We start from the raw sequence: 11,637 nt of genomic DNA on the forward strand, positions 1-11,637 counted from the left end.
AGCACATGCCAGGCGAACAGCTACAGCGGAAGAAGGAGAACTGGACGTGGCATTGGATGGCGTTACCGCTTGCCATTGTCATGATCGTTCTGGGGGTATTCGTCATTGCCCGTCCGGAGTCAACGCTCGACACGATTTTCATTGCCTTGGGCGCGATTGTCTTGTTGCGTGCCGGTATGCTGGCGATCTCCACATTACGGGCGAGAAACGACGCGGAATCAGGTAGCTCCAACGCCGGTTTTGTCATCGCCGCAGTCCTGCTCATTATTGGAATTTTCCTGATTGTGCGTCTGCAGTTCGCGATTGACGCGCTGATTCTCGTTGCCGCCGGGCTACTCATTTTGGATTCGCTATCTAATATGACGCTTTGGCCGCGCCTCTTGCGCCATAACGGGGCGATGCTGATTATTTCTGTTCTCGCGACGGCCGTGACGATCGCTGCGGCGGCTGCTTTATTCATGCGCCCAGAATGGTCGTGGTTCAGCACCCAGTTAGGTATTGGGGTGGGTCTATTTGCAGAGGGCGTGACGTATCTGCTGTTCGGGATTGCCGCTCTTGGATTATTGGGCCGACGGGAAAATGTCATCGGTGATGAACGTAGCCGTCGCAAATGGGCAGGAGAAAATGATCCTTCGCAGCATGTGCCAGGCATCGAGGATGGTACTGGCGCAGATGTGTCAGAGGCGGGGAACGAGCGGTAACTCTACGTTTGTTGGGTATGAGTTCGACACTTTTGTTGGACAGTAGGAGTTAGCCGTTTTAAGGCTTGCCCGTTGCTCGTCACGGCTGCGGGTGAAAAGTGCGGGCGGTACCGCTGGGGAGCGGGGATTAGCCGTTAGCGCGTTGGCGAAGAGAGTTCCTGCTCCTGCTCCTGTTACAGCTACCGCACAGACGGAACCGGAGTCGAGAATTGCTCCTGAATGTGAATGGGGGAAGGATCTCGAACTGGGTGCGCATCCTGAGCTGGGGTGGGTCCAGTTTCCTCATGCTTTAGCGCAGGCCGAGCAAACCACAGGGAGAACCTCCACATCAGCCATTCCAGCGGCCCGCGCGCTATCCCAAAGAGTTTCCAGGCGAGAGCGAATCCTAGAACCAGCCCGCCAACGACGAGGAATTCTGCAGCGCTGAATCCCATCATTTCTGCGGGAAGAAAACCGATGAGAAGGACGTGTAGGGAATACGCCGTCAGTGACATAGAACCAAGGGCTCGAACAGGTAACAGCACTGAACGAGCTAGGAAGCCGATCAGTAAGCATAGCCCGAGCACAGCCATTGTCACCCCGAGATTGCCGATAACCTCAGTGATCGTATTGGAGTGTGGGCTACCGTGCAGATAATCGGCCCAGGTGGGATCCGGCAGATTTAAGCTATCAGCACTGCCATCCCATAGCGGCTTTTTCCATGAGGAATCTCCCGTCGGGTCAACAGGAATATCTGGTGCAGGTGAGAGCGGGCCAGGTCGGAAAATATCTGATGCGTAGTGGATGATGGATTGAAAATCGTAAGCTATCCGCTGCAGGATATTGGCGTTGTGAGGCGGAAAAGACGGTGGATAAACCCCAGAGCCAAGATCTGGCATAGCAGAACTTGCGCCACTTCCGCTTGCCAAACTCCCCAGGCTGCCAGAGCTATTGAGGGAGGAAAGATTGAGCGTATCAAAATCAATAGCGGGTTCGAGATAGCGGGTAGCCAGCCACGAAATGCCATAACCGACAGTGGCGCAGATAGTTCCAATGATGACTAATAGGCATTGCACCAACCGATGCGTGATGTTGAGACGGCCGATCCCCATGCCGGCGAGGACGTACACCATGAATCCAACACCGGCATATAGGCCCGTGATGAGAACGTCAAGTATGATTCCGTTGGTACCGCCACTGCCCAACATGTCGTTGCGGGTGAGTATGACGTTGAGATAGACGTGTAGCGTCGGACCGACAGCGGCTAGGAGAGCGGCGGCAATAAAGAGTTTTCCTGCTGACCAGCGTGTGAAGGGCAAAGCAATCAGGAACCACAGGGCGTAGTAGCCTAAGATCAGCAAGATTGGCGTTTGGAACAGATCTAAAATTCCGGCGATGACGAGCAACATTAAGGAGCGCCCTACGATACGCAGTTGTGCGTGCTGTAGACGCTCGCCGGTGTAGGGCACATTGCGTCCCGTCATAATCGACAACGACACGCCAGCCAATAAGGCAAAAAGGGCTGAGGAGCGGCCAAAGGGAATCTCTGCCAGTAGCGTCGGCCAATATGCCCCATCAATCATCGGGCCAGCATGGACCCATATCATACCGAGAATTGCCAGGCCTCGGGCCAGATCCAAGCCGTCAATTCGGCCACGGTAACGGCGGGAAAGCGGCTGGATAGCGTCGTGCGTTGCGGTCATGAGGTACACATTATTATGGACGGCGACGCGATGCGCCATACTCGCGGGGGAGGGTGGCGGCTATTACGTGTGGAGTTATGCGCGTGTTGTGGCGATGGTGATGTGACGTGGGTGGATCAATGGTGCGGGGTGCGGGTCAGTCGTGAGATGATGGGCACGGGTCACTTTTGAATGTGGCGATGGTAGTGGTCGATGTGCGTAATACACGTCCGAGATAAGGGGTAGCGATGGCTCGTCAGAATCGTGCGGTAGAAGCGATCAACTGGAACAAAATTGAAGACGATAAAGATTTAGAGGTATGGGATCGTCTGACAGCTAATTTCTGGCTACCGGAGAAAATTCCGCTGTCGAATGATATTCAGTCGTGGAATACGCTCAAACCGCATGAGCAAGAGATGACCACTCGCGTATTTACCGGATTGACGCTGTTGGATACGGTTCAGGGGACGGTAGGCGCGGTTTCTCTTATTCCGGACGCGGTGACGCCACACGAAGAAGCAGTGTTGACCAATATTGCGTTTATGGAGTCTGTACATGCTAAGTCCTATTCGTCGATTTTCTCGACCTTGATCTCCTCTGACGAGATTGAAGAGACGTTCCGCTGGTCGGAAGAGAATGAGTATTTGCAGAAGAAAGCGGAAATTATTCTCAGCTACTATCATGGCGACGATCCGGAAAAGCGCAAGGTTGCGTCAACCATGCTGGAATCATTCCTGTTCTATTCCGGTTTTTATGCGCCGATGTATTGGTCGGCCCACGCGAAACTGACGAATACGGCGGATCTCATTCGGTTAATCATCCGCGATGAGGCCGTCCACGGATACTACATCGGGTACAAGTATCAGGTTGCCCTGCGTCAGGCTTCACCGGAGCGTCGGGAAGAACTGAAGGATTACACGTTCACTTTGCTCGAAGATCTTTACGAGAACGAAGAAGAATACACGGCGTCCTTGTATGATCCGATGGGGCTGACGGAAGACGTCAAGATGTTTTTGCGCTACAACGCCAATAAAGCCTTGATGAACTTGGGTTATGAGGCCTTGTTCCCGCCGAGTGATACCGCGGTGAATCCGGCTATCTTGGCGGCGCTCTCGCCCGGAGCAGACGAGAATCACGATTTCTTCTCCGGCTCTGGTTCGTCGTACGTGATCGGTACGGCTGAGGCAACCACAGACGAAGACTGGGATTTCTAATCTCATGACCTATCGGGTGCTCGTGGTGTGTACCGGCAATATCTGCCGCTCGCCGATGGGGGAGATTGTGGTGCGCGATCAGCTCGCTGCCGCGGGGATAACAGATGTTGAGGTTTCCTCTGCCGGGGTGTCGGCAGAGGAAAGCGGCAATCCGATTGATCCGCGGGCACGGCAGGTGCTGCGGGAGCGTGGGCATGAGGTGCCCGCGGATCATTACGCGCACCGCGTCTCGGATGAGGAACTGCGGCAAGCAGATCTGATTCTCGCTCTGACGGTTGGCCATGCCCGCTCGCTGCGCTCGCGGCTGACTGAGATCAATCAGGATCTTGGCAAGATTCACCTATGGCGCGAATTTGACGGGACCTGCGCGATTGCTCCTTATGGGGCGTATGGTCCGGGTGGTGTGCTGGCGGAGGATCGCGAGGCGCGCTCAGCGAAGCGTTATTCGAATTTTTATTCCTCTGATGGGCATTATGATGTGCCAGATCCGTGGTACGGCGGCGTGACCGACTTCTATCACACCTATGGGGTGATAGAACGTGGAGCACAAGGGATTGTGGAGTTTATTGCGAGTATGCCGGATCGCTCCTAGCGGCGATGCGATGCGGGCAATGAAATCTCCTCCATAAACGTATTGCTCGCTTTCTGGCGGAGGATTATTGGCGATCAGGCGGGAAAGCTGTATGGCGACGCGGGCTGATCGCATGCAGAGCGAAGAGGTTTGCGCACTTCGAGAGTTAGTAGCAGACGTGCCTTAGCGATATTTCGCGTAGCAACGTCTGGGGTAGCCCACGTGTTTTGGTAGAAGCTCGGTATGCCAGGTCGATTCTCTGCCAGGGCGGTTTTCTACATTTCTGGCAACCAAGCAGATCCGGCAAGATGACGATTTGGCAGGTGATCGGCTGGAAAGCTAGCGGGATAGGCTCGGAGAACTCGCTGCGCTGTTTTGTGTATCTGCTGCTTGTGAGGGCATCTCAATGTACTGCGGGATATCAATATCTCGCGTAGTTGAGACGCGGGTATGATCCACGCCGTCGATATTGTATGAGGATTCGGCGCGCAGAACTAAACAGTCGGATCGGATAACGAGATGGACGTCAGAATCCGGGATGTCATCGTCATTGCTGCGGGAAAGCGTCAAGGTGAAAATCGTCTGACCGTTGACGGTTTTCTTTCCCGTGACGCGATAGGTCAACGCGGGATCTGTGCCGGAGGCTCGGACGGATGGATTGAGTAAGGTTTCAAATCGCGCCGGAATGGTGGCTTGGTAGGCCAGGTTTTTATCCGGAGAATCCACGCTTGCCTGCACCCAGCTAGTGCCGTGTTGGACAAAAATTGTGTTCTGGTTGAGCACGCTGTGGTTCACTCGTTTACCGGCGGCGTCGAAGGATTCTATTTCGGCGCTGAGGGGATGTGTGTTGACGCGAGAGCGGGAGACGAGTTGACCGTCGAGGGTGTCTTCTTGGATATAGCCGGTGATATTGCGCAGGGCGAGGGCCTGGCAGTACGCCAATGTTCGCGCGTTAACCTCGGTGGGGTTGCCGGTTAACGGGTTGGATGTTGACGCCGAGCTGGTGTATCCGCCGGTGTTTTGCTCCGGTGTGGGCGCCGGCGTCGTTGAGGTGGTAGAGCGCGAGCTTTCGGTAGTGATAGTGAGATCGGTTAACGAAGATGAATCAGAGGATTGTGGGGATTCGCCATTATGAGCAGAGGAGGGTTCATCTGAAGTGATGGCAGAGGCAGATGGTGAAGAATCAGCGATAGCGGCAGCGTGTGGAGCGTGATGGTGTTCGTTTGCGGCCAGATATGAACATCCGCTCATGCTTGAGGCGATACATAGCATGGCGAAAATACGACGGGTGCGCGCCATGATATCCCCTCCTGCTGTATCGGTATGCTCTACCAACACCTAGATAACCAGGTGAATCTGAACATCTGCTGCGAGCGCAGGGGATTGTAGCTGTGAATTAACTGGGAATTGTGCGCGAGTGCGGCGATGCTGTGGCGCATTTTAGATCTTAGGTTGTGTGGCGCGCCTTGATCTGCGTTGCATATTGCAAGAAAAGGACGATCTTTTTAGAGCCGGATGTGCCCTTGGGCTCTTTGGTTGTGGCATTGACTTTCGGCTGTGACATTTTGATGGAGCATAGCGAAGCGGGGCGATAGGGCTATCAAGGGGGGGGTATTAAGACGATCCACTGGCTAAGGGGTATAAGCCGGTCTGTTACCAGTTTCATGGGCGAACATTCGCGGAGTATGTCTTGTGTTTTCTGGGGTGAACGGGTGGCGTTTTACTGTGCATTAGTAATGCGGGAGGGGAGCGCCAATCTAGGGAAGATATAGAGAAACCTGACGTGAGATGATGCGGGGAAATACGAGGGCAAAGAAAGCGGGGCGAGTCCAGTGGACTCGCCCCGCGTGAGGTTTAGTATGGCTGCGGATGGCTAAGCTAATTGCGGATCCCTATGTGAACAGTATTGAGAGCTGATTCTGATCGCTCGCTACCTGTTGATAGATCGGTGATTGCCCGCTGCTGACCGCGCTATAGCGAAGAGGTGATCTCTGCGGTTTACAGCTAATTTCAGCTCGTTTCACCTGGGCTTTCGCGCACGGGTTGGAGATTAACTGCGAGAGGTGATTCCCATAGCTACCATCCGTTGCCATCAAGCCACAGCATAAGGGTTACTTCATCGCCGCATTCCCTAGGTCTTGAGCTTCAGATAGCCCTTGAGCTACCGGAACGCTGCCAAGGAATACGTCAAGCAGCCGCTTGGTATAAGCCTGCGTGCCCGCATTGACGTCTGGACCATGCGGGGATACCGCATTGCCACCATTAGCCGCGTCGATAAAGACTTTCACGTCCACGCCTTGCTTAGCCCAGTAGTTGACGAAATAATCTTGTGCACCCACAGCTCCGGGGAAAGAAATTCCCATCTTGCCCAGGGGCGCTTGACCTTCAACAGAGCCAAGCCACTTGAGCACTTCAACAGTTGCGTCGTGATTCTTGGTCTGTGCATTACCGACGGCGACCACGCCATGAGTGGTGGAATGGCGACCCTTCGGGCCAGCAACCATAGGAGCTAATGCCCACTTCGTCTTGGTGTTTTCGGCAATCGTCTTAAGTGAATACGGGCCAGATTGGAAGAGGGCTAGATCGCCACGGATAAACATGTCGCGGGTGACGTCGCCATTTGTATTCGTTTCCGCGGCTGGCGGCGCAACATGGTAGGTGTTAATCAGCGAGACGAGATACTCAAAGGATTGCACCCCAGCTGGAGAAGCAAAGGTGAACTTATCGGAATCGTCTTGGAATTGACCGCCGTTTTCAAAGAGGAATGGCAGGTAGATTGCCTGCATATCTGCCTGGGCGTTGAATCCGTAGGTCTTAATGGAATTGGCATCGAACTGAGGTGAGGTGGCGTTATTGCCGTTGGCGTCAATCGTCAGTTTCTTCGCAGCCTCCAGTAGGGTATCTCCTGATCCGGCGCCGACCTGCCAGGTCAAATTATTGACGTCCACTCCGGCAGCATTGACTTTATCGACGTTATAGAACAGGGCGATGGAATCCCAGATCTGCGGCACTCCCCATAGGGATTTGTTACGGGTGTATAGGTCAACGACGGATTGTTGCCATTCGTCGTGGTCCGTGCCAAGTTCTTCAGTGATGTTGATGAGATTGCCGTTATCGGCATAGAGGGCAAAGTTTGAGGAATTTACCCAGAAGATGTCGGCCATATCGCCTGAGGAGATGTCGAGTGGGAGCTGAGTCCAATAATCACCCCAGGGTACTTGTTGAATCTCGACATGAATATCGGGATGTGCTTTTTCAAATTCAGCAAAGGATTCTTTGTAGGCTGGAACGGCGGTTTCGTCCCAGAGTCGGAAGGTGACGGTCGTCTGCGATCCGCCGGACGCGTTGTTATTGGACGTGTCGTCCTTGCTGCCCGGTGAGCAGGCGCCCAAGACCATGCCGACGGTAGCTAGACCAGCAGCAGCGTAGGCCAGTGAACGCTTCATGAGTTTCCCCCTGGAAATACCGATTTCGTCATTATGTGAGGGCGGATGTGCCCGCCATAGAATTAGCCTATCAGCGATATGCGGCTCTCAGGGATAGATGAATATTTCACATTGAGATAATTCTCGGTAGAAAATGGCTATTTTTCGCCATATTTTCGTTACTTGAGGCTACTGATTCCAATAGCGCGCACGATCTGCTTATTGAAAACAATAAACAACACCAGCAACGGGAGGATGGATAACGTAGTGGCCGCCATGACAAGCGTCCAATTGCGCGAATGCTCCGATTGCAGGCTCGCCGTGGCAACCGTCAAGACGTTCCACTCCTTATTGGGGGCGATGATCTTCGGCCACATAAAGTTATTCCACTGCGTGACGATCGTAATGAGTAGCAAGGTGACGAGGATCGGGCGATTCATTGGCAACACAATGGAGCGAAGCTGCCGCCAGAAGCCAGCGCCATCCAGTTCAGCAGCGTCAAGGATTTCCTGCGGAACAGCCTTGAAATTTTGCCGCAACAAGAAGATCGCATAGGGCGATCCCAGCATAAACGGCACAACGATACCGGCAAAAGTATTGCGCCATCCCCACTGGGAGAGCATGGAAAACAGTGGGATCATAGTGACCACTGCAGGGATCATCATGGTCGCTAGATACGACCAAAACAGCACATTGCGTCCAGGAAAATCTAAACGAGCAAAGGCATAAGCGGCCAAAATAGAGGAGAAGAACTGCCCAATAACCATCACGAGAACCACTTGAAAGGTGACGGCAAGTGGCACGATGAAATCATGATCGCTAAATAACGCGAGATAGTTTTCCGTGGTGAACGTACTAGGCAGAGAGAAAGCGCCGCGGGTAATCAGATCGCCCTCGGTACGAAATGACGTCAAAATGGAAAAGATGAGCGGCATAACAGTGATAAGCGCTCCGCCGATAAGGAGGGCGTAAGTCAAGACGATTGACCACACCGAATTCTTGCGCCGCATTCGGGGCGCGCGCCCATATTGCGGTGAACGGTGAGCTGAGGGTGCGGGCGCATGTGAGGACGTGTTCGACATATTACTCATGGCTAGCTCATCTCATAGGTCATGCGCGATGAGAAATACCGCTGCTGGAGGACCGTCACGATAACAATAATGATGGTGAGGAACACTGCCATAGCGGAGGCTTCTCCGATTTTCGGGGAGGTGAAAGCCGCGCTGTAGATTCGAGCGGCAATGACGTCGGTTGTTGAACCAGGATACCCAGGATGCCCTTCGGTCAATCCGTAAACTAAGTCAAATACTTGGAAAGAAGAGATAAACGAGGTGACCATGACAAAGAACGTCGTGGGGCGGATCAGCGGCAGCGTAATAGAGTAGAGCGTGCGTAGCTTGCCGGCGCCGTCAAGTTGCGCAGCTTCGTAAAGGTCACGAGGGATAGATTGCAGGGCGGCCAGGAAAAATAGAGAAATATATCCGACGTTCTGCCAGACGTACACGAAAGCGACTACCGGCAGTGCCGTCCGTTCTGAAGCTAACCAGGCGCTGTGTGTGCCGAGGATTTCATTAATGAAACCGGAAGGGGCAAGCATCCAGTTCCAGACGATGCCCAGGGCGAGCGGGGCAGCCACCCAGGGGATGACGTACATGACCTGCAAAATCGTTGATCCGGGGAGTCGCCGGTTTAATCCCAGTGCAATGAGCAATCCGATGATGATAGCTCCAGGTATGGCGATGAGGGAGAACAGGCAGGTGACGCGAACAGAGTTCCAAAAACCTGGCGATTCAAACATGGAGCGGTAATTCTCAACCCCGACGAACACTGGATCAGAGATGAGGTTCCAGCGTGTTAGTGAGATGAGGAGAACGAGGATGATGGGCACCATTAGAAACAGGCCAACCCCGATAAATGAGGGGATGAGCATGGTGTAGGCGGTGCGAATTTGGGATCGTTGCCGTGCTGAGCGGGAGCGAGTGCGAGAAGACGTCAGCTTTCGTGCGCCGGTGGGCGTGCCAGTCGGCGTATTCGTAACTGCGCCTGCGCGATCTTTCCCGCGTCGGTTCTTCGCATCGTATTGCGCGTATTCCGTGATCTCCACGGAGGTGTCTGCCATAGCGTTACCTCCCTTGCCTTGTAGGTTACGCCATCGCTGTGGCTCATGCCATCATGAAATGTGCTGCCAAGGTGGGGCATGCGGGCTATTAATGCGCAGTCGTATGTCGATAAAATGGTGATATTCCAGGGAAGATAACGGTTATAGATACAGTGAGGATTCTCAATGGCATCGCAGACGGATCTAGTGGCACGAATTGGCGAAGCGGGAACAATCCCAGCTAATCGCCCGATTGACCATGCTCGGCGGATAGTCACCGCGATGGCAATTGGCGCGTTCTTGGGCGTGCTATTTGGATTCCTCCTATTTGCTTCGCGCTTATCTATTACCGCGATTGGCATATCCTTTCTCCCCTTTATGCTGCTGGTGATCGCGGTTGTTGTGGTGTGGAAGATACCGACGGGGCACGGCGAAGGGCAGCCTATTCCCGTCATTGCCCGCACGCTTGCCACGGATGAGAGCCCCTATGCGCGTTATGTGCGCAAAGGTGCAAATCGAGGGTTATTAGTTCCAGTGGTTGTGCTTCCAGTAGATGGCGGCGACCCTTTCCGTTCGGTTATTTTGCTGCGGGAAACGCAGTCCGGGCGCGAGGTAGAAGATCCTGGAGTGGGCACGTTGATTGCGCTGCAACAAGATCATCCAGGCATGGGAGAGCTCTCCAATATTGATCGGGTGACGCCAGAACAGGTAGCCCTACGGGAGAAACTCCTTCGCCACCCGCGTCTGCTCTCTAACCGTGCTCCGACCTTGCCGATGCGTCGAGGTGCTCTTGAGCGCGCTCCCTGGTGGGCTGCGGCGCAATGGTGGGGCGGGCTGTTTGGGATGACCATCCTGATGCTTGTGATAATGCGAGCGATGTCATTATGAGAGAAAATCTCCCGCTGGCAACGCGATGGCGCCGATCCCTTTTGGCTGTCTGTGGGGCATTAGCAGCCATTGGGATCGTGGTTGTAATTGCAGTGTTGCTTTTGCGTGGCCCGCAACTGCGTGCGGATTCGCCGTCGGCTCATAATCCTGCAGCAAGTTCTGCCTCTTCTTCGCCCTCACCGGCAGTATCTGGATCAGGAAATGATCCGGCAGCGAATGGGGCGGATCCGTCGGTCGAAAATTCACCGAAATCAGGAGATAAGCAGGCGACGGTGCCGGTAGTTAACCGTGAGGGAAAGACTTTCTCATTAGGTTTTCCGATAACATTCCCGACGCCGGATTCTTCGGTAGATAACCTAGATAAGAATGCGGCGGGCGATCCAGTAATGCCGTTCCAGGTGACGATGGATAAGGCGTTTTACGTCGATATTCCGGCGCGTACTTTGAGTGACGATCCGGCTTATCAATATCTTGATCGCGATGCGCGGTATCTCCGTCTGGCCGCTCGGATTGATATGCTCAATTCTGCGGATCTCGCCCCTTTCTTACCGCCAACAATTTTCAACGCCTTTGCTGTGACCGATGGAGGAGATGTTATTCGGGCACATTGGATTATCTGGGAGCCGATTCTAGATACCAGTGATCCAGTGTTTTGGCACAATGTTCCCGTCAATATTGTGTTCGAGGTTCCGGCTGGAAAAACAGTGACTCAGGTGGGGATTGCGCCGATTGATGGATGGGCTGCCGGTGCTGCCTGGATTGATGTTGGCGAATTACTTTCCGAACCACCGCCGGCACAATAAGGAAACATGAGGAAATATGCATCTGGCTGTAGGGCGATAGATGGCAGCCTGAGAGGGGGGAGGCTGCCTCTGGTGAGAAATAACTATCGGCTCAATAGGTGCGACGATGAAAACGAGACGGGCTGTGAGTTTTGCTTCGGTGCATAGTGGGCAGGGCGCTGCGTAGTGAATTAGATCGGTTAGCGATCGCGTAGAGCAGTAGGTAACACGTATGTGGTAGTTTGCGCATCTGAGGCAATATTCAATTGGGTCGCCGGAGTAATCCTCGGGGGAATA

At 53.8% G+C, this 11,637-nt stretch carries 11 protein-coding genes; 6 read left to right on the top strand and 5 right to left on the bottom strand.

Features of this window, described 5'->3' with window-relative positions:
* The first annotated feature begins 5 nt into the window (after nt 1-5).
* Nucleotides 6-701 carry a DUF308 domain-containing protein gene (locus tag ACLHIJ_RS06470; RefSeq protein WP_411297455.1) on the top strand — a complete coding sequence of 232 codons (696 nt, stop codon included), beginning with the start codon at nt 6-8 and terminating at the stop codon, nt 699-701.
* A 179-nt stretch (nt 702-880) separates the two neighbouring features.
* On the opposite strand, the gene ACLHIJ_RS06475 is transcribed toward ACLHIJ_RS06470, so the two are convergent.
* Nucleotides 881-2,383 (bottom strand): heparan-alpha-glucosaminide N-acetyltransferase domain-containing protein, encoded by a 1,503-nt coding sequence (locus ACLHIJ_RS06475; RefSeq protein ID WP_411298744.1) that lies wholly within the window; start codon nt 2,381-2,383, stop codon nt 881-883.
* Here ACLHIJ_RS06475 and ACLHIJ_RS06480 point away from each other — a divergent pair.
* The 3 genes from ACLHIJ_RS06480 to ACLHIJ_RS06490 are packed head-to-tail and all read left to right on the top strand — an operon-like array spanning nt 2,369 to nt 4,168.
* Entirely contained in the window at nt 2,369-2,554 is a 186-nt protein-coding gene (locus ACLHIJ_RS06480) for a hypothetical protein (protein ID WP_411298745.1), read from the top strand. The genes ACLHIJ_RS06475 and ACLHIJ_RS06480 overlap by 15 nt on opposite strands.
* Before the next feature lie 56 nt (nt 2,555-2,610).
* Complete coding sequence (nrdF, locus tag ACLHIJ_RS06485) at nt 2,611-3,576, top strand: class 1b ribonucleoside-diphosphate reductase subunit beta (RefSeq protein ID WP_411297452.1); 966 nt, start codon at nt 2,611-2,613, stop codon at nt 3,574-3,576.
* A 4-nt stretch (nt 3,577-3,580) separates the two neighbouring features.
* Nucleotides 3,581-4,168, top strand: a complete 588-nt coding sequence (locus tag ACLHIJ_RS06490) for a low molecular weight protein-tyrosine-phosphatase (RefSeq protein WP_411297451.1) — start codon at nt 3,581-3,583, stop codon at nt 4,166-4,168.
* A 318-nt stretch (nt 4,169-4,486) separates the two neighbouring features.
* Here ACLHIJ_RS06490 and ACLHIJ_RS06495 read toward each other — a convergent pair whose 3' ends face one another.
* The 4 genes from ACLHIJ_RS06495 to ACLHIJ_RS06510 form a co-directional block, all read right to left on the bottom strand.
* Nucleotides 4,487-5,446 carry a hypothetical protein gene (locus ACLHIJ_RS06495; protein ID WP_411298746.1) on the bottom strand — a complete coding sequence of 320 codons (960 nt, stop codon included), beginning with the start codon at nt 5,444-5,446 and terminating at the stop codon, nt 4,487-4,489.
* An 812-nt stretch (nt 5,447-6,258) separates the two neighbouring features.
* Nucleotides 6,259-7,593, bottom strand: coding sequence for an ABC transporter substrate-binding protein (locus ACLHIJ_RS06500; RefSeq protein ID WP_411297449.1), 1,335 nt, complete (start codon nt 7,591-7,593; stop codon nt 6,259-6,261).
* A gap of 158 nt (nt 7,594-7,751) precedes the next feature.
* Nucleotides 7,752-8,663 (bottom strand): carbohydrate ABC transporter permease, encoded by a 912-nt coding sequence (locus tag ACLHIJ_RS06505; RefSeq protein WP_411297448.1) that lies wholly within the window; start codon nt 8,661-8,663, stop codon nt 7,752-7,754.
* 2 nt (nt 8,664-8,665) lie between these two features.
* Nucleotides 8,666-9,691, bottom strand: a complete 1,026-nt coding sequence (locus ACLHIJ_RS06510) for a carbohydrate ABC transporter permease (RefSeq protein WP_411298747.1) — start codon at nt 9,689-9,691, stop codon at nt 8,666-8,668.
* Nucleotides 9,692-9,856: 165 nt separating this feature from the next.
* Here ACLHIJ_RS06510 and ACLHIJ_RS06515 point away from each other — a divergent pair, with 165 nt between their 5' ends.
* Complete coding sequence (locus ACLHIJ_RS06515) at nt 9,857-10,558, top strand: hypothetical protein (protein ID WP_411297446.1); 702 nt, start codon at nt 9,857-9,859, stop codon at nt 10,556-10,558.
* A complete protein-coding gene (locus ACLHIJ_RS06520; RefSeq protein WP_411298748.1) occupies nt 10,555-11,361 on the top strand; it encodes a hypothetical protein in 807 nt (268 codons plus the stop codon). Before ACLHIJ_RS06515 ends, ACLHIJ_RS06520 begins: the two co-directional genes overlap by 4 nt.
* Nucleotides 11,362-11,637 lie beyond the last annotated feature (276 nt).

This window comes from Trueperella sp. LYQ141 (assembly GCF_046599555.1).
Taxonomy (GTDB): domain Bacteria; phylum Actinomycetota; class Actinomycetes; order Actinomycetales; family Actinomycetaceae; genus Trueperella.

Coding starts and splice junctions, on each gene's coding strand:
- ACLHIJ_RS06495 (WP_411298746.1), bottom strand. CDS start 5,446: ATGGCGCGCACCCGTCGTATTTTCGCCATGCTATGTATCGCCTCAAGC.
- ACLHIJ_RS06515 (WP_411297446.1), top strand. CDS start 9,857: ATGGCATCGCAGACGGATCTAGTGGCACGAATTGGCGAAGCGGGAACA.
- ACLHIJ_RS06520 (WP_411298748.1), top strand. CDS start 10,555: ATGAGAGAAAATCTCCCGCTGGCAACGCGATGGCGCCGATCCCTTTTG.
- ACLHIJ_RS06505 (WP_411297448.1), bottom strand. CDS start 8,663: ATGAGTAATATGTCGAACACGTCCTCACATGCGCCCGCACCCTCAGCT.
- ACLHIJ_RS06475 (WP_411298744.1), bottom strand. CDS start 2,383: ATGACCGCAACGCACGACGCTATCCAGCCGCTTTCCCGCCGTTACCGT.
- ACLHIJ_RS06510 (WP_411298747.1), bottom strand. CDS start 9,691: ATGGCAGACACCTCCGTGGAGATCACGGAATACGCGCAATACGATGCG.
- nrdF (WP_411297452.1), top strand. CDS start 2,611: ATGGCTCGTCAGAATCGTGCGGTAGAAGCGATCAACTGGAACAAAATT.
- ACLHIJ_RS06490 (WP_411297451.1), top strand. CDS start 3,581: ATGACCTATCGGGTGCTCGTGGTGTGTACCGGCAATATCTGCCGCTCG.
- ACLHIJ_RS06470 (WP_411297455.1), top strand. CDS start 6: ATGCCAGGCGAACAGCTACAGCGGAAGAAGGAGAACTGGACGTGGCAT.
- ACLHIJ_RS06500 (WP_411297449.1), bottom strand. CDS start 7,593: ATGAAGCGTTCACTGGCCTACGCTGCTGCTGGTCTAGCTACCGTCGGC.